The following is a 17753-nucleotide window of genomic DNA, read 5'->3' as shown; positions in this document are numbered from 1 at the left end:
AATATCTTATTTTTATTTCTTAAAATATTTTAAAAATGAAGTTGAAATGTACAGTGTTTATGCTGCTCATGATAACCTGTTGGGTTTATGGGCAGAAAAAGCCTTTGGACCATTCTGTTTACGACAGCTGGCAAAATTTAGGTACAAGAAAAATCTCAAATGATGGAAAATGGGTTGCCTATTCTGTAGATGCTCAGGAAGGAAATTCAACCCTTTCTTTATATTCTGTTAAAAATAAAGCCTCGAAGAAATTTGACAGAGCCACAAAACTGGATTTTACAAATGATTCCAGGTTTGCTGTTTTTCAGATCCGTCCGCAATATAAAGACATAAAGGCGGTAAAAGATAAAAAGCTTAAAAAAAATAAGTTAACGAAAGACAGTCTTGCCATTGTAGATTTTTTAAATGATAAAACAGAGAAGATTCCTAATGTAAAATCATTTAAAATTCCTGAAAAAGCAGGTTCTTATGTTGCTTATCTGCTGGAAAATCTAAAGGATAAATCCTCGGATGATGCTTCTGAAAAAGAAGATAGTGATGAAAGTAAGGATGAAGATAAAAATGTAAAACCATTGCAGCTGGTAGTAAGAAATCTTTTAGATGGGAAAATTACAGAATATGATAACGTAATCCGTTATGAGTTCAGTAAGAACGGGAAACAGCTGGTTTTTGTAACTAAAAAGCCAGACGAGAAAAAAGATAAAAAAGAAGGGAAAGACCCAGCAGATGAAAAGGCTGCTGACAAAAAAGATACAGACAAATCAAAGCCAAAGAAATATGCATTTCAAACGGTACAGGTAGTAGACCTGCAAACAGGGACTGTCAATAAGATTTCAGAGATGGAAGGTGATTTTTCACAATTGGCTTTTGATGAAGAAGGAAATCAATTGGCTTATGTAGGAACTCCTTCTGCACAGAATGATCTGGTGAAACTATATCAGCTGTATTACTTTAATTTTAAAGGAAATAAAAAAGAAATTATAACCAATGAAAATGCACAGATGAAGAAAAATTGGGTAATTTCTGAAAACAGACTGCCTTTGTTCAGTAAAAACGGGAAACAGCTGTATTTTGGGGTTGCTCCAAAGCCTGTCGCCAAAGATACTGCTATGATTGCAAACGATCATGCAGTGGTAGACATCTGGAATTATAAGGATGATTATCTGCAGACAGTACAGTTAAAGGAATTGAAAAATGATCTGAAAAAATCTTATGCTGCTGTAATGCAGACCGAAAAACCGGACATCTTCAGTAATATTGATGGGGAAGACCTGGATACTTTAAGATGGGTCAACGAGGGAAATGCTGAATTTACATTGGGGATTACCAGTATCAACAACCGAATTCCTTCACAATGGGAAGGTGCTACAAAGAAAACCTATTTCCTGATCGATAATAAAACGGGAGACAGAACCGAAATTATTAAAAATCTTAATGGAGCCGCTGCAGTATCTCCGCTTGGCCAATTTGTAGTGATTTTTGACAGGGAAAAAGGACAGTGGCTGAGTTATAATGTAAAAACAAAACAAATGCTCCCGCTGAGTACAGGCTTACCTGTTTCCTTTGTGGATGAAGAATTTGATATGCCGGATTTTCCAAATTCTTATGGCATAGCATCATGGACAGATAAAGATGAATCTGTGATTATAAGAGACCGCTACGATCTATGGGAATTTTTTCTGAATGGTTCAAAAAAGCCAAGGAATATCACGAATGGATTCGGACGCAAACATAAAATAACATTTGATACATACGATCTGGATAAGGATATTAAAAGTCTGAACCGAAAATCTTCTATCTATTTATCAGCATTTGATAATATATCTAAGGCCAATGGGATCTTCAAAACAACCATTCAGTCAGGTTCTGATCCTGTGAAAATTCAGATGGAAAATGTCTGGGGATACCGAAGTCTTCAAAAAGCAAAAAATGCAGAAGAATATATTTTAGTAAAAGAATCATACACAGATTCCCCCAATATTTTTGTGACATCTGATTTCTCAGAGCAGCAGAAGCTGAGCAATACCAATCCACAGCAAAGCCAATATAACTGGGGTACGGATGAGCTGGTACACTGGACAACACCAAAAGGGAATACTTCTACAGGAATTCTGTACAAACCGGAAGGTTTCGATCCAAATAAAAGATATCCGATGATTGTCTATTTCTATGAAAAGCTTTCGGACAATCTGAACCGTTATGTAGCACCGGCGCCAACCCCTTCAAGATTAAATATTTCTTATTTTGTGAGTAACGGATACCTGGTTTTCACTCCTGATATTTCTTATACAGATGGTTTCCCGGGAGAATCTGCAATGGAATATATTAATTCCGGAGTGGAAAAGCTCAAGCAAAATTCCTGGGTAGATGGTACTAAAATAGGAATTCAGGGGCAAAGCTGGGGAGGTTATCAGGTTGCCTATCTTATTGCTCATACCAATATGTATGCGGCTGCATGGAGTGGAGCTCCTGTTGTCAACATGACTTCCGCATATGGAGGAATCCGATGGACTTCAGGAATGAACAGACAGTTTCAGTACGAAAAATCACAGAGCAGACTAGGAAAGAATCTATGGGAAGCTCCGGATCTTTATATTAAAAACTCACCGCTTTTTACCATTAATCAGGTGAAAACTCCGGTAGTTATCATGAGTAATGATAAAGATGGAGCAGTGCCATGGTATCAGGGAATCGAAATGTTCACCGCATTACGCCGTCTCGGAAAGCCAGTATGGCTTCTGAATTATAATGGGGATGATCACAACCTTATGAAACGCCAGAACAGAAAAGATATTCAAATCCGCGAACAGCAGTTTTTTGATTATTACCTGAAGGGGGCTAAAGCTCCGGTCTGGATGACAAAAGGTATTCCGGCCACCCAAAAAGGAAAAGATTGGGGATTTGAGCTGACAGATGATAAACCTAATTAATAAAAACCCCGGGCGGAGCCAAAGGCTCCGCCCGGGGTTTTTATTAGAAAATACATCACAAAAGATAAACTGACACAATGGCATTTTTTTTATGATGAGCCTGTTGAGCACTTTTATTATATTTACCGCCAATTATAAATAACAGTATGGGAATCTTTGATTTTTTTAAGAAAAAAAATAACAGTCAGGAAAATGTAAGTACTCCGGTTCAGGAAATGGAAATGCCAGAGGAAAAAGTAGTAGAGGAAGTGGTGGAAGAAGTTGTGGAAACAATACCGGAAATTTCTTCACAGCCGGTAGAGGAGCTGAAAGTAAATGAAGAATATAAAAAAATCAGGATTTATAATGATTATATTGTGTATTCTATAGCGCTTCAGCTGAGAGGAGAATATACGCCTATTTCAGCTTTTGAAAAAGAAAACGGAGAAGTAGAAGGTTTTGCGTATATGGTGACAGAAGATGCTTATGCACTTTCTCCACAGCAGGTAATTTCCCAAATGGAAGAAAAGTTTGAAAGTGAGCTTCAGGAAGGTAAGATCCGATCTTATATGATCCTGTATCATTCTCAGTTTGATCATAACGGCAATCATAATCCGGCTATTCAGGAAGGGGAATTTAAAGGAATTTCACTTGCTTATCATTTCGCAGGTTCTGAGAAAGCCAAAACAGGGCTGCCTTATATTTTCGAAAATCAAAATATTACCTATAAAGGTTTTGCAGAGTTTTCTCATGAAGAAAATAATGAGATCATGAATCATCAATTGGTAGATGGTAAAGATTATTTCCCGAATACAGAAGGAATTGCAGCTCCTGAAATGACTAATGAAGCAGGAATTATCATTAGAAAATCCAATGTTCATAATCTTGTAAACACATGGAGCGGTATTTTTGGACATCAGAATTTTCAGACTAAAGATTACGGTCAGTATCTTAGCACTGTTTTAATGCAGTCTACGGTTTCTGATCCGAATGGAGAACGTAAAAACAAAACTGAATTTGAAGATGTCAGATTTAAAACCATTGTTACCGATGAACTGAGTACAATCATTCCGGAAGTGAAAACTGATTATTCTTTGGATTTTGAAACAAGATCAATCAGAGAATGGGAAAATGCACTGAACTTACAGGCAATCGTAGCAGGTCCGGCAAGAGATACTTTTGGAGTTTGGTTTTTCGCTACCGATTATGCTGAGAACAGAAATATCTACATGGCACAGCCGCATCAGAAGATAAATATCAGCGGAATTATTTTTATTCTGGATCTTCATACCAGTACTGATTTACCTGACGGTACTAAAATGAGTGAAGATTTCACAACCTATGCTCCAAGCCAGGATCTTCCTAATTATGCTTGTTTTGATTTTATTGGTCAGGTTATAGACTTTAAGGAAACAGAATTGCTTGAAGACGGAAGTATTAAAGGGTATATCCTGAAACTGAAGTTGATTACAAATGAAGAGGATGAGGATTTCTTCACTATTGATGCTTTTGTAAATAAAGAAAACATGAGATTTGAAACTCCAGCAAAAGGGATGAAAGTGACCGGAGCACTTCAGCTGCAGGGTAAAATAGCTGAATAATTTAAAAATATAAAATATCAAAGAGGTTGTTCTGTGGAATGACCTCTTTTTATTTTCTTATCCTTCATTATTTAAACATAAAGAATATGACTCAAAAGCTGATTATAAGAGAGCATCGCTGATACAGCTTTGTGTTAAATGATGCGTTTGCTTAGTAAGAAGCAATGAAATTGATTCCGTACTTTGCTCTCTTAAAAATATTACAGCATACAGATGAAACCTTTACGTTAAAAAATCTTTATTTTAAAACAGAAAAAGGCAATCCGAAGACTGCCTTTTCTATATTTTTCTGAAAAATTATTTGTTTTTCATTTCTTCCTTGATCTTACCTTCCAATTCTTCAGCAAGATCCGGGTTATCTCTTAAAACATCTTTTACAGCATCACGTCCCTGACCCAATTTAGTCTCTTCGTAGCTGAACCATGATCCGCTTTTCTTCACAATTCCCATATCTACAGCAGTATCAAGAATTTCTCCTACTTTAGAAACTCCTTCGCCATACATGATATCGAATTCTGCCTGCTTGAAAGGAGGTGCTACTTTGTTTTTCACAATCTTCACTTTCACACGGCTACCGATAGCTTCATCACCTTGTTTGATTGGTGCACTGGCTTTTCTGATATCAATTCTTACAGAAGCATAGAACTTAAGAGCGTTACCTCCGGTAGTGGTTTCAGGGTTTCCGAACATCACACCGATCTTTTCTCTCAACTGGTTGATGAAGATTACAGTACATTTTGTTCTTGAAATAGTAGCGGTAAGCTTTCTTAATGCCTGAGACATTAATCTTGCATGAAGACCCATTTTAGAATCTCCCATTTCACCTTCAATCTCTGCTTTTGGGGTAAGAGCAGCAACAGAGTCAATCACAACGATATCAATAGCTCCTGAACGGATCAGGTTATCGGCAATTTCCAAAGCCTGCTCACCATTGTCCGGCTGAGAAATGATCAGGTTTTCAAGATCGATTCCTAATTTCGCAGCGTAAGTTCTGTCGAAAGCATGCTCTGCATCAATGAAAGCAGCAATACCACCCGCTTTTTGAGCTTCAGCAATAGCGTGAAGGGTCAACGTTGTTTTACCTGAAGATTCAGGACCATATATTTCAATGATTCTTCCTTTTGGATATCCGCCTATTCCTAAGGCAATATCCAATCCTAAAGAACCGGAAGGGATTACTTCTATTGTATTGTCTATAGATTCATCACCTAAAGTCATTACTGTTCCCTTTCCATATGTTTTATCTAGCTTGTCAAGCACTAAAGCGAGTGCTTTTTTCTTATCATCAATGTTACTCATCTCTATTAAAATAATTTCTCAAAAATACATAATTTAAATATTAAAAGCTAATATATTTTATTTCCTAAAGTTGTTTTTAGAGTTAAAAAATGATAAAATTTTATGGCTGATCTTCTTCATAACGAAGCACATGCGGAATGTGGTATCTAAAGTGTTTTTACTAAATAAAAGAAGCTGTTTTTATTGGAAATCGCAAAGGCGCTATTTATGTAGAATACTTTTGTTTTTAAGGCGCAAAAATTTTATCTCCGATAAAATTGAATGCTGCATATCTTGACCTCTCACAGATTATGCAAATTACAATGGTGCTAATGAAAATCTTCATAACTACTTCATCTGCGAAAATTTCATCTAAAATTATATACTTTCCCTTGCTGAAAATCTTCGATTTTCTTGCGCCTTAAAAAGTACCACAATGTCTAAAAATCTTTGCGCCTTTGCGATTTCCAACAATTACTTTTAATGAAAATTTGAATTCTTAGTGATGTTCAGATAATCTTCCAGTACTTTCATCTGATCTTTATTCCCTCTTTGTATTCTTGCAGTACGACTGACCATTTTGTCATATATTGCGTTGAAAAGTATTTTCGATTTTGGAAACAGAGTTTTGTAAGGAACATCAGGAATCTGTAATCTTTTACATACTTCATCATCCAGCAGAAACCAGGTACAGCAGATGTGCAGATATCTTAAGTTCTTTCTTTGAAATTCAAACTTTAAGATAGGGTTTTCCAGTGATTCATCCAGTAAAGAATGGGCAAGAAGCACAGAATCTTTATCAGAAGACGGCTGAACAGAGGCCCATAAATAAAAATATTCCGTTGCCTGTTTTTTATTGTTGGGAAGAAGCTGCTCTGGAATTCCCAACAGGTACCCTACATATTTCCAGAGATGAAAAATTCCCTGTTCCTCCTCAGCAGAAAAACGATTTCCCAGCTTTTTAAGACTATGAAGAAATACCAGACTGAATCCAATGTACGTTGCCATCATATCCCAGGAATTGATAGGCTCTCCCCAATTATCAGTATCCCAGTCTTTATAGTGTTTTTTAATGGAAAGCCTGGCGTAAGAATGGATCAGACGGGTTTTTATCGCAAATTCATATCCTTTTGCGTGAACGTTCAGGGAATTGTACCGGGTAGCGTTTACCCAGAAATCCAATGTTTCAGAAAGGCGTTTCACTGCACCTTTTTTCAATGCTTCTGTAACAACAAGTGGTTTGTTGAGGTAGGCATAATCATAGCCGCCGATCAGACAATAATCCCTTAAGGAGATCAAGGAGTCAAGATTGCTTCTCATACATAGTTCTGCTCCGCTTTTGAGTAACTGATGATCCAGCCAATCAGGAACTTTTTGAGTTTGGCTGAACAATTTTTTTACACTTTCAGGAACGTCATCAGTTTCCGAAACCCCATTTCTGATATAATGTTCAATTTCCCTGGAGGCCTCGTGGAATTTTTTAGTGAAATAAACATCTTTTACCACCTCATCTCCGATCTCATCCGTATGATGAAAATAGGGAGCAAATTTTTCAAAATGCTCAAAACTCACTTCTGCTCCGGAAAATTCAATAAGCTGTTTTCCATTGCCCTTTTCCCAAAAATCCCTGAAATGAGGTGCGTCTTTAAACCGGGGTTGTATCATGTTCATTCCTTTACCTATAAAAGTACAAGTTTTACACCGAAATATGCTGGTGAGATTTATCAGCGTTGAATAACTTTAATAATGTGAATTCATTTCTCGTGCTTTATCAATATCTGTCAGGTCCATGATAGCCAAATAACTCATATAGGTAAAAACCTAAAATCAGAGCATAAATTACAGATAATATGGTAATGACAAATACCGCAATATTATTTCTGCTTTGTTTAGTGAAAAATTTTATAAAGCCGTAAGAGATTATTCCCAGACCTATAACAAAAATATAAAAGACGTGACCGGAATACATAATTTGCAGTCCCCATAATATACCACCAATAGTCCCCCCGATAATTCCTCCTAATATGCTCCCGATAATTGTGCTGGGTTTAATTTCTAAATCCCTTTTTGTTGCTTCTATTTCTTTAGAAGTAGTTTCTATGATCTGTTGTATTTCATCTGAAGCTAATATTTCTGAAATCAAAATATGGTTGATGTCATTTTTTGTCATCCCGTTTAAATACAATTTCACAGCATCATTCTTTATCCTTGATTTTTCCAATTCTTTCGCTACAATTTTATCATACCGGTCGGTAAAAGATTGTATTCCTCCCTTTTTTTCTATGACAATATCCAAGGCTTGTTTTGCATCATCTGTATAAGCATTTTTATTTGAATATACATTCATTAACTCTACATCAGAATATTGAGAATATCTTTCAATAAGTTCGTTGAGCATGGTCTAAATTTTGGGCGTTAATTTAAACAAAAAAACCTTCCCATCGGGAAGGTTTTATATTGCTTATCGCTCATTATTTATTATAAAGAAGCCGCATGTACAAGCATATCTACTAACTTGTTAGAGTAACCCATTTCGTTGTCATACCATGAAACAAGTTTTACGAAGTTAGGAGAAAGCATGATACCAGCATCTTTGTCGAAGATAGAAGTTCTCTTATCTCCTACGAAGTCCTGAGATACTACTGCCTCTTCAGTATATCCTAGGATACCTTTCAATTCACCTTCAGAAGCAGCTTTGATTACTGAACAGATTTCTTCATAAGAAGCAGCTTTTTCAATTCTCACTGTTAAATCTACTACAGAAACATCAACAGTTGGTACTCTGAAAGACATACCTGTTAATTTTCCGTTTAGTGAAGGGATTACTTTTCCTACTGCTTTAGCAGCACCTGTAGAAGAAGGGATGATGTTGTTCAGAGCAGCTCTACCACCTCTCCAGTCTTTCATTGAAGGACCGTCAACCGTTTTCTGAGTAGCTGTTGTAGCGTGTACAGTGGTCATTAAACCTTCTACGATTCCGAAGTTATCGTGGATTACTTTAGCTAAAGGAGCTAAACAGTTTGTAGTACAAGAAGCATTTGATAAGATTTTGATATCATCAGTAAGTTCCTTGTGGTTTACCCCCATTACGAACATTGGAGTATCATCTTTAGAAGGAGCAGAAAGGATTACTTTCTTAGCACCTGCAGTAATGTGTTTTGCAGCGCTTTCTTTATCTAAGAATAAACCAGTAGATTCTACTACGTAGTCTGCACCGATTTCGTTCCACTTTAGGTTGCTTGGGTCTTTTTCTGCAGTTACTCTGATTCTTTTTCCGTTTACTACAAGATCATTTCCTTCTACAGAAACTTCACCTGGGAAAATACCGTGTACAGAGTCATATTTTAACATGTAAGCCATGTATTCTGCATTGATTAGGTCATTGATTCCTACAACTTCAATGTTGTCTCTTTCAGTCATTGCTCTGAAAACAAGACGTCCAATTCTACCAAAACCGTTGATACCTACTTTGATTGTTGACATAATAGTTTGTTTTATTAGATTATAAAAATAATTAAATTGCTAAAATTTTTGAAATCAGTAAAAGGTCTTTATTGATTTCATTATGTTTTTTAATGGCTTCTTCAATCGGTGTATACGTCAGATCATTAGAACGCATCCCTGCCATTACATTGGTTTGTCCTTCCATTAGCCCTGTTACAGCTCCATACCCCAGACGGCTTGCCAGAACTCTGTCTGCACAGCTTGGAGAACCTCCTCTCTGCATATGTCCCAGAATCGCTACACGAATGTCATAATCAGGGAATGTCTGTTTTGTTTTTTCGGCAAGTTCATATACGTTGGCTAATTTTTCACCTTCCGCTACTACAACAATGCTTGATGCTTTTCCTGTTTTTTCAGCATCTCTGAATTTCGCGAAAAGCTCATCAATACTGTCTTTTTTCTCAGGAATTAAAATATCCAGAGCTCCTGTTGCCAATCCGCTGTTTAGAGCAATAAACCCTGCATCACGACCCATTACTTCCACAAAGAAAACCCTGTTGTGGGAAGTGGCTGTATCACGGATTTTGTCAATGGCATCCATTGCGGTATTCAAAGCGGTGTCGTATCCGATGGTGTTATCAGTTCCGAAAATATCGTTGTCGATTGTTCCCGGAATACCGATTACCCTGATTCCGAATTCTTCATTAAAGATTTTCGCACCAGTGAAAGTTCCGTCTCCACCAATACAAACCAATCCGTCTATTCCAAGCTTTATGCAATTGTCATAAGCTTTCTGACGGCCTTCTTTAGTTCTGAACTCAGCAGATCTGGCAGACTTTAGAATCGTTCCACCCTGGTTGATTATATTTTTTACGGAACGGGCTCCCATTTTCAGGAAATCATTGTTGATAAGGCCGTTGTAACCTTCTCTCACCCCGTAGCATTCGATATTATAGTAATTAGCGGTTCTTACTACCGCTCTTAATGCCGCATTCATACCCGGAGAGTCGCCTCCTGAAGTAAGAACTGCAATTTTTTTTACAACACTCTCTTTCATCAAGAAAAAAATTTCGAACACAAATTTACAAAAACAAGTTCAGATTATCGTAGTAACTTTCCAATAGTTTTGAATATAAATTATTAAAAGCTTCTGAAGTTTGTAGGTTTAAAAAAATATCTTGCAGTTTTTGTTTCAGGAGCATGGATGTCAAGATCATACCAGGGCGTAAAATACGGGTTAAAAGGATTTGAAATTACATGTACAGACTGTGCCGGTGTGAATCCTTCACTTAATAAGTACAATCTTTTCCCTTTCTGATCCTGGCAGACCCCCGAAATGAAAACAATGTGCCCCGGACTTCCCGGCGAAATCAGAATATCACCTGTTTTCAGGTCAGAATTTTTTGTTACCGGTTTTGTTTCTTTATGTAATGAAATCGTTCCTGCATAATTAAAAATCAGATCCAGATAATTTCTGAGACTTTGATAAGAATCATCGAAGGCTGCTGTTTTTCGGAAGCTGACCGAATTTCCATTCACAAAAGCTCTTGTTCCATTTTTATAATCATTCCAGCTGAGAAGATCTCCGCTTGTAAAATGAAATTTAATTTCGTTAAATTTTTTCGCCTTATAAAGATATTCAGCCCTCATTCGGATGGCGGCATCAGCACATTGCTGCAAATCTTTATTTCCTGTATCAATATCAAAAACGGCTTCATGAAGATGCTGGGTAGAAATGGGTGTTCCGTCATATTTTACAATCTGGCTGCCATAAGGCTTCAGCTTAAAATTTTCAATAAAATACCCGAAAGAACCCGGTTTTTCTTTAATCCATTTATAGCCTTCAGGAGGCGAAAATCTTTCGCAGATGGTATTTTTTTCTTTATTGATTTTTAAAGCATTTTCTGCTATTAAATGCTCATTCTTATCTGGTTCGGGCAGTAAACGGTCTGAGAATTTTTCTTTTGTGCAACCAGTGCAAATGAAAATAACTGTAATTCCTGTAATAACTTTTTTCATGCGTTCTTAGTTAACACAAATATCTCCTTTTTTTATGTGTCCCCAATAAAGATTTTGAAATCATATTAAACCTGTTATACTTCTTCTTTTTCCGGAATCAGCAACTTTCCCCAATCATTCAATTTCCAAAGAATTTCCACCAGTTTTTCACCAAGCTCTGTCAAAGTATATTCAACCCTTGGAGGAAGTTCATTAAAGGATTGTTTTGTTAAGATGCCATCATCTACCATTTCCATTAGCTGTTGATTTAAAACTCTGCGGTCTACTTTAGCAATGCCGCGTAAAAATTCACTGGGGCGTTTTTTCCCTTCATTAATCTGCCAGACAATAGGAATTTTCCATTTTCCACTGATGGTATTGACGGCGATTTCCAACGGACAAATTTTATTTTCTTCAGCTCTTCCCTTTGTTTCCATAAAATTGACTTTTTTATCCCTATGGGTGAAAAATATGCGGTATTGTTTTTCTCCACTCACTTTCAGACTTTTGTAAAGATAATCATTAAAATAGTATGACAGAAAAAAGGAAAGGAGCCCGCTCTATCAAAGATATTCCACGGGATATTTTGGAACAGCTGAACAGAGGAGAAATTGAAACCGCCAATCTTACGGAATGGCTGGCAGTAGATCAAAAATTGTTGCTTGAAAATCTGCTTTTGCAGAATGATCGTAAAGAATATCTGATGCCAGTTTTAGAAAATATAAACCGGCTGAAAAAACAAACCGTCAATTCGATTAATGAAACGATAGGAATTGGTTTGCTTACTCTTGCAGTAAAAAATAAAGATGATGAATTTCTGCTGAAGCTCTCAACTCATCCTGCAGACCTTGTACGTTGTTGGGCAGCATATACCATTGGAAGAAATAATGATTTAAAACTGAAAGAAAAATTAGATAAAATTCAGTCATTTGCTTCCGACACTCATTTTGGAGTAAGGGAAATCTGCTGGATGACAGTACGTCCGGATATCGCCAGAAATCTTGAGAAAAGCTTATCCATTTTATCAATGTGGGCAACACATGATAATGAGAACGTGAGACGTTTTGCCAGTGAATCCACAAGACCAAGGGGAGTTTGGTGTGAGCATATTGATGCTTTGAAACAAAACCCAGGACTTGGACTGGAAATTCTGGAACTTTTACGATCAGATTCATCCCGATATGTACAGGATAGTGTCGGCAACTGGTTGAATGATGCCAGTAAATCACAACCCGAATTTGTAGTGGAAATCTGTGATGAATGGCTCCGGGAAAGTCCGACAAAAGAAACGCAGTATATCGTTAAAAAGGCTTTAAGAACGATAAAAAAATAAAAGTTATCCACAAAATTGACATGTGAAACAGCTGTTGCGTTTTACAGATTGCAGATTTAGAGACGTTTACATGCCTTTTTTTATCTCCCTTTTTCTTTGGGAGTGGCTTTATTAACTCATTTTTTACACAAAAGTAAGGTTGAAATTATTTTCAATGTTAACGGTATGTTAACTGTAAAAAGTTATCCACAATATGAGTTTTCGATTAATGGGGATTCTATCTGTCAATAAATTAATAGGTTAAATAATGTGCTTGTAAAAAACGCTTGAAATACTGTCTTTTTTGTCCAAAATAAAAAGTTATCCACAATATGGAATTTTAGTTACCATTTTTCAGTCAGGTATTTCCAATATCTTTTCGGGACGTGCTGAATATGGAGTTTCATATTTTTTCGTTCAACAATATTGGTTTTGGTAAAATACCGTTGCCAGAGTACCTGATAGCTTTTTTCTTCGTCATGGAATTTTTGCTGATAATGATTTAAATCAATTTTTTCATCAGGGTAGAAAAACTCAGAATCGTTGAGGTCATATAGAAGGCCGTAGTTTCTCCGAAGGTCATAGATCATCCATTTCTGGTCCTGATAGCGGTTATGAAAATGTTTTCTGATTAAAGGAAGAACATTGAAATCAGGATCTATTTTGGAGAAATAAACATCATCCTGCATTTTTTCGAATCGGACAAAAGCCGTCATTCTGTGTCTTTCCCGGTCTACTGATTTACAGATCTTTGAAATTTTTAAAATATCAGAATCGGCAAAGTTTTCAAGAATATTTTGTCCGGGATGCTTGATGGATTGTTTTACAGCTGATAAAATTAAATTTTCCAGCTCGGGATCTTCAGATAAAAATACTTTTAAGAGTTGATAAATTCCGGGCTTTCCAATGTTTTGCTCCAGTTTATTGAGAACTCTTTCGGATTTCTCCGGCTGCGTAATGACTTCATGAATTTCTGCAAATATATTCTCCTGATGAAAATTTTCTGTGCTTACGATCTCTACATCTTTATAACGGTATTCAAAAACTTCAAATACTGCAGTAAAAAGACCATCAAAACTTCCGTCATAAAGTAGGGTTGTCATGTATTGAGTTTAAAATTTAGTTGTGCTTGTCATTCTGAGATTCTTCCTTCGTCAGAATGACAAATGTGCTGTTAAATCGAAGTAATAAATTAGTGATCATTTGTGAAAATATTTGTGTGATTTGTGTTTAAAACAATGTTAATTGCTGCGAAAACTGGTTATGAAATTTGGATGAGCTTCCACCTATGAGTAGTTTCCTGAAATTTTTATCCGTTAAGTATTTCAGGTAAGCATTTCCCGCAGTAAAATCAATAAAATATTTTGCACGGTTGACAGCTGCTCCCAGTTTTTTCAAATGGTCCATCGTTAAAATCTGGAAACGTCTGGCACTTATAATTTTTTGAGCTGTTTTTACGCCAATTCCGGGAATCCTTAAAATCGTGCGATATTCGGCAGTTTGAAGATTCACCGGGAACTGATCTAAGTTTCGCAATGCCCAGCTTAATTTCGGGTCCATTTCCAGATCGAGAAAAGGAACATTCGGATCTAAAATTTCTTCCGCTTTAAAACCATAAAATCTCATCAGCCAGTCCGACTGATAAAGCCTGTTTTCGCGAAGCATAGGTACTTCTGTGGTTAAAGAGGGCAGCCTTTGATCTTCCAGCACCGGAACATACCCGGAATAATACACTCTTTTCAGATTAAAATTTTTATAAAAGTGGTCCGCTACCTTAATGATCTGCAGATCATTTTCATTGGTTGCTCCCACAATCATTTGTGTAGACTGTCCGGCCGGAGCAAACTTCGGAACTTTCTTAAGGATTTTCTTTTCATCTTTATATTGAATGATACCTTTTTGAATATACCGCATCGGGCTGATCATATCCTGTCTGTTCTTTTCAGGCGCCAATAATTTTAATCCGCTTTCCGTAGGAATTTCAATATTAACAGATAAACGGTCTGCATACAACGCCGCTTCCTGCATCAGATCATCACTTGCTCCCGGAATAGATTTCAGATGAATATAACCGTTGAAATTTTCTTCAAGACGAAGCTTTTTGGCCACTCTTACAAGACGCTCCATCGTTGTATCTGCATTCTTAAAAATTCCTGAGCTCAGAAATAAGCCTTCAATATAATTCCTGCGGTAAAAATTGATGGTAAGATCTACTACTTCTTCTACGGTAAAAGCAGCTCTTTTGATATCATTCGAACTTCTGGAAACACAGTAAGCACAATCGTAGATGCAATGGTTGGTCAACAGAATTTTAAGCAGGGAAACACATCTTCCGTCTTCCGTATAGGTGTGGCAAATCCCGCTTGCAGAACTGTCGCCCAAAGCCCCTTTTTTATTCTTTCTCGTGCCTCCGCTTGATGAGCAGGAAACGTCATATTTCGCTGCATCAGCAAGGATTTCGAGCTTTTCTTTAAGGCGGTCAAAATTCATTCTTTTGGTGGTTTGATATTATTTGTATCAATATAATTTTTAATGTTGTTCAAATTTAGTTCCAAAATTGATAAAAGTCAACCTTTTTTCATAGAAGTTATCAACAAAAAAGAGCCTCAAAATCATTATATTTACGGCTCATTAAAGTTTATATCATGAATCATAAACCAATCGAAGGTTTTTCCAAGCTTCCAAAGCAGGGGAAAATTGACTGGCTCGTAAACGAATATCTTGAAGGAAACCAGGAATATCAAAATATATTACAACAATACTGGAACGATGATGCAGATCTTCAGAAGCTTCACGAAGAATTTTCTGAAAATACCATCTCCAATTTCTATATGCCATACGGAATCGCTCCGAATTTTTTAATTGATGGAAAACTGCTGGCACTTCCAATGGCTGTTGAGGAAAGTTCAGTAGTTGCCGCCGCTTCTAAGGCAGCCAAATTCTGGATTGATAAAGGAGGTTTTAAAACAACGATTATCAATACTGAAAAGCTGGGGCATACCCATTTTATTTTTAATGTAGAACCTCATAAACTGTTACATTTCTTTAATTTTAGCCTAAAGAAAAAACTATTCGAGGCAACAGAAGATATCACTTCCAATATGAGAAAACGAGGTGGAGGTATTTTAAATATCAGCCTGGTGGATAAAACAGCAGAAATGCCCAACTATTACCAGCTGAAAGCAAGCTTTGATACGGTAGATTCAATGGGGGCCAACTTTATCAACTCATGTCTTGAGCAGTTTGGAAAAACATTGAGACAGGAAGTAGCCACAAGTGAAGATTTTACTCAGGAAGAAAAGAATTCACTACAGATCGTGATGAATATTCTTTCCAATTTCACGCCTGACTGTATCGTGAGAGCTGAGGTATCATGTAAAATGGAAGATCTGAAGGATGACAGCGGAATTTCTCCTGAAGAGTTTGCTTCCAAATTCAAGCAGGCGGTCACTATCGCGGAAATTGAACCTTACCGTGCCACGACTCACAATAAAGGAATCATGAACGGAGTAGATGCAGTGGTGATCGCTACAGGAAATGATTTCAGAGCAACGGAAGCCTGTGCACATACCTATGCTGCAAAAGACGGACAATACAGATCCCTGACTCACTGTACAACGGATAACGGAGTATTCAGATTCTGGATAGATTTACCAATTTCTGTTGGAGTAGTAGGAGGACTTACAAATCTTCACCCACTGGTAAAGTTCTCACTGGCACTTCTTGGGAAACCTTCCGCACAAGAGCTGATGAGCATCCTGGCAGTTTCAGGACTTGCACAGAACTTCGGTGCATTACGTTCTCTGGTAACCACAGGAATCCAGAAAGGACATATGAAAATGCATTTATTGAATATTCTGAACCAACTGGGGGCTACTGAAGAAGAAAAGCAACACTTTGTGACGTATTTTAAAGACAAGACGGTAAGCCATCATGAAGTGATCAATGAGTTTAACAGAATGAGAGGAAACTAATGTTACAGATCATTTTGCCCATTGTATTCCTTCTCTTTGGTTTTTTTCTGAAGAAAACAAATAACGAAGGTTTCAGGAGTTCCAAGAGATTTGCCAACATGTTTATTATCCTGGGAATTTCTACACTGGTTGCCAAGTTTATTTTAATGTATATAAAGTCAAAATAGTGAAAAAGAGTATTGTATTTTTCTTATTGGTTTCCGGTTTAAGTTTTTCGCAGCAGAAAAGTTTAAAGATCAATGATCTGCAGCCAAAATCTGAAAATTATGTGTTTCCTGTGATAAGCTATCCGGGAAATCCAATAGCAGCCAATAAGATCAATACATTTCTTCAGGTCAGTGAGCTGGAATATGTTCCGGATTCCGGTGGGAATCCTTTTAAATTAGCTTCTAAAGCTACCAATTCTTACTCCAACTACCTTTATTTCTATGATTGGGAGAAATTGGAAACTCCTGAAAATATCTTAACGATAGGTATTCATGGTGAAGCTTCGGGAGCTTATCCGGAAGAATTTGCGGACTGGAAGAACTTTGATCTGAGAACAGGAAACTTTATTAATGCTGCAGATTTATTTCAACCCGGTTCAGTAAAAATTGTAGATGGGATCATTCAGAAACGAGTAAAAAAAAGAATTTCTGAATTTCTTGTCAAACTGAAAGCTGAAAAAAATCCTGAAGAAGAAACTGAAGATCAGATTGCGCTTTACGAAGATTGCTTTACAGAGCATACTTTGGGAAGTGTCAAATACTTCTTTGGAAAAGATAAACTGACTTTTGTAGCCGGAAGATGTTCCAATCATGCCATGAGAGCACTGGATGAACTCGGCAGCCATGAGATAGAATTCACTTACAAAGAATTGGAAAAATACTGGAGTTCTTATGCAAAAAATTTAATTTCCGGTTCTGAAAAAACAGAGATAACCAGTCTTAATAATAAACTGTATCGCGGTAAGATTGACGGAAAGTATTCCATCACCGTTTTGATCGATCAGGTATATGATGACGGCTCTTTTTCTGCAAAATACTGGTATGATAAAAATAAAAAGCTGATTGAGTGGAATGGGAAGATAAAAGGCAATCATATTTCTATCATAGAAAATGATTATTACAGTGAAGAGGCCCATCAATGGGTTTTCAAAGCATTAGTAGAGGCTGATTTGCAAGGAAAGAAAATCATTGGAACCTGGCAGGATTATAAAACAAAAAAATATTTAACCTTAGAATTAGAAGAGTTATAA

Annotated in this window: 14 protein-coding genes; 5 read left to right on the top strand and 9 right to left on the bottom strand. The window is 36.7% G+C overall.

Annotated features, from left to right (window positions below; all coding sequences use genetic code 11):
- The first annotated feature begins 35 nt into the window (after nucleotides 1–35).
- Nucleotides 36–2930, top strand: coding sequence for a S9 family peptidase (locus AC3FI7_RS12695; RefSeq protein WP_491460247.1), 2895 nt, complete (start codon nucleotides 36–38; stop codon nucleotides 2928–2930).
- Nucleotides 2931–3076: 146 nt separating this feature from the next.
- Complete coding sequence (locus tag AC3FI7_RS12690; RefSeq protein WP_343659771.1) at nucleotides 3077–4510, top strand: hypothetical protein; 1434 nt, start codon at nucleotides 3077–3079, stop codon at nucleotides 4508–4510.
- 297 nt (nucleotides 4511–4807) lie between these two features.
- Here AC3FI7_RS12690 and recA read toward each other — a convergent pair whose 3' ends face one another.
- The 7 genes from recA to AC3FI7_RS12655 all read right to left on the bottom strand — a co-directional run bounded on the left by recA (nucleotide 4808) and on the right by AC3FI7_RS12655 (nucleotide 11667).
- The gene (gene recA, locus AC3FI7_RS12685) at nucleotides 4808–5809 is read right to left on the bottom strand and encodes a recombinase RecA (RefSeq protein WP_034694853.1); all 1002 of its coding nucleotides are present in this window, start codon (nucleotides 5807–5809) and stop codon (nucleotides 4808–4810) included.
- Between the two features lie 459 nt (nucleotides 5810–6268).
- Complete coding sequence (locus AC3FI7_RS12680) at nucleotides 6269–7459, bottom strand: oxygenase MpaB family protein (protein ID WP_491460246.1); 1191 nt, start codon at nucleotides 7457–7459, stop codon at nucleotides 6269–6271.
- Nucleotides 7460–7559: 100 nt separating this feature from the next.
- Nucleotides 7560–8186 (bottom strand): hypothetical protein, encoded by a 627-nt coding sequence (locus AC3FI7_RS12675; RefSeq protein WP_343659769.1) that lies wholly within the window; start codon nucleotides 8184–8186, stop codon nucleotides 7560–7562.
- Nucleotides 8187–8266: 80 nt separating this feature from the next.
- Nucleotides 8267–9271 (bottom strand): type I glyceraldehyde-3-phosphate dehydrogenase, encoded by a 1005-nt coding sequence (gap, locus tag AC3FI7_RS12670; protein WP_034694859.1) that lies wholly within the window; start codon nucleotides 9269–9271, stop codon nucleotides 8267–8269.
- Between the two features lie 31 nt (nucleotides 9272–9302).
- On the bottom strand, nucleotides 9303–10289 hold the full coding sequence (gene pfkA, locus AC3FI7_RS12665; RefSeq protein WP_142723857.1) for a 6-phosphofructokinase: 987 nt from the start codon (nucleotides 10287–10289) through the stop codon (nucleotides 9303–9305).
- Between the two features lie 83 nt (nucleotides 10290–10372).
- Entirely contained in the window at nucleotides 10373–11251 is an 879-nt protein-coding gene (locus AC3FI7_RS12660) for a DUF4846 domain-containing protein (RefSeq protein WP_491460245.1), read from the bottom strand.
- A gap of 74 nt (nucleotides 11252–11325) precedes the next feature.
- Nucleotides 11326–11667, bottom strand: a complete 342-nt coding sequence (locus AC3FI7_RS12655; protein WP_343659766.1) for a winged helix-turn-helix transcriptional regulator — start codon at nucleotides 11665–11667, stop codon at nucleotides 11326–11328.
- A gap of 95 nt (nucleotides 11668–11762) precedes the next feature.
- Here AC3FI7_RS12655 and AC3FI7_RS12650 point away from each other — a divergent pair, with 95 nt between their 5' ends.
- On the top strand, nucleotides 11763–12563 hold the full coding sequence (locus AC3FI7_RS12650) for a DNA alkylation repair protein (RefSeq protein ID WP_491460244.1): 801 nt from the start codon (nucleotides 11763–11765) through the stop codon (nucleotides 12561–12563).
- Between the two features lie 323 nt (nucleotides 12564–12886).
- Here AC3FI7_RS12650 and AC3FI7_RS12645 read toward each other — a convergent pair whose 3' ends face one another.
- Complete coding sequence (locus AC3FI7_RS12645) at nucleotides 12887–13645, bottom strand: TIGR03915 family putative DNA repair protein (RefSeq protein WP_491460243.1); 759 nt, start codon at nucleotides 13643–13645, stop codon at nucleotides 12887–12889.
- Between the two features lie 127 nt (nucleotides 13646–13772).
- Entirely contained in the window at nucleotides 13773–15032 is a 1260-nt protein-coding gene (locus tag AC3FI7_RS12640) for a putative DNA modification/repair radical SAM protein (protein WP_131435891.1), read from the bottom strand.
- 155 nt (nucleotides 15033–15187) lie between these two features.
- Here AC3FI7_RS12640 and AC3FI7_RS12635 point away from each other — a divergent pair, with 155 nt between their 5' ends.
- Together AC3FI7_RS12635 and AC3FI7_RS12630 are read left to right on the top strand one after the other, a co-directional pair.
- Entirely contained in the window at nucleotides 15188–16516 is a 1329-nt protein-coding gene (locus tag AC3FI7_RS12635; RefSeq protein WP_142723863.1) for a hydroxymethylglutaryl-CoA reductase, degradative, read from the top strand.
- A gap of 166 nt (nucleotides 16517–16682) precedes the next feature.
- On the top strand, nucleotides 16683–17753 hold the full coding sequence (locus AC3FI7_RS12630; RefSeq protein ID WP_491460242.1) for a hypothetical protein: 1071 nt from the start codon (nucleotides 16683–16685) through the stop codon (nucleotides 17751–17753).

The organism is Chryseobacterium sp. TQ-BC-N36 (assembly GCF_058382295.1).
This window is presented reverse-complemented; position numbering and strand designations above follow the sequence as displayed.

Coding starts and splice junctions, on each gene's coding strand:
- AC3FI7_RS12680 (WP_491460246.1), bottom strand. CDS start 7,459: ATGAACATGATACAACCCCGGTTTAAAGACGCACCTCATTTCAGGGAT.
- AC3FI7_RS12695 (WP_491460247.1), top strand. CDS start 36: ATGAAGTTGAAATGTACAGTGTTTATGCTGCTCATGATAACCTGTTGG.
- AC3FI7_RS12640 (WP_131435891.1), bottom strand. CDS start 15,032: ATGAATTTTGACCGCCTTAAAGAAAAGCTCGAAATCCTTGCTGATGCA.
- recA (WP_034694853.1), bottom strand. CDS start 5,809: ATGAGTAACATTGATGATAAGAAAAAAGCACTCGCTTTAGTGCTTGAC.
- AC3FI7_RS12690 (WP_343659771.1), top strand. CDS start 3,077: ATGGGAATCTTTGATTTTTTTAAGAAAAAAAATAACAGTCAGGAAAAT.
- pfkA (WP_142723857.1), bottom strand. CDS start 10,289: ATGAAAGAGAGTGTTGTAAAAAAAATTGCAGTTCTTACTTCAGGAGGC.
- AC3FI7_RS12635 (WP_142723863.1), top strand. CDS start 15,188: ATGAATCATAAACCAATCGAAGGTTTTTCCAAGCTTCCAAAGCAGGGG.
- AC3FI7_RS12660 (WP_491460245.1), bottom strand. CDS start 11,251: ATGAAAAAAGTTATTACAGGAATTACAGTTATTTTCATTTGCACTGGT.
- gap (WP_034694859.1), bottom strand. CDS start 9,271: ATGTCAACAATCAAAGTAGGTATCAACGGTTTTGGTAGAATTGGACGT.
- AC3FI7_RS12645 (WP_491460243.1), bottom strand. CDS start 13,645: ATGACAACCCTACTTTATGACGGAAGTTTTGATGGTCTTTTTACTGCA.
- AC3FI7_RS12650 (WP_491460244.1), top strand. CDS start 11,763: ATGACAGAAAAAAGGAAAGGAGCCCGCTCTATCAAAGATATTCCACGG.
- AC3FI7_RS12675 (WP_343659769.1), bottom strand. CDS start 8,186: ATGCTCAACGAACTTATTGAAAGATATTCTCAATATTCTGATGTAGAG.
- AC3FI7_RS12655 (WP_343659766.1), bottom strand. CDS start 11,667: ATGGAAACAAAGGGAAGAGCTGAAGAAAATAAAATTTGTCCGTTGGAA.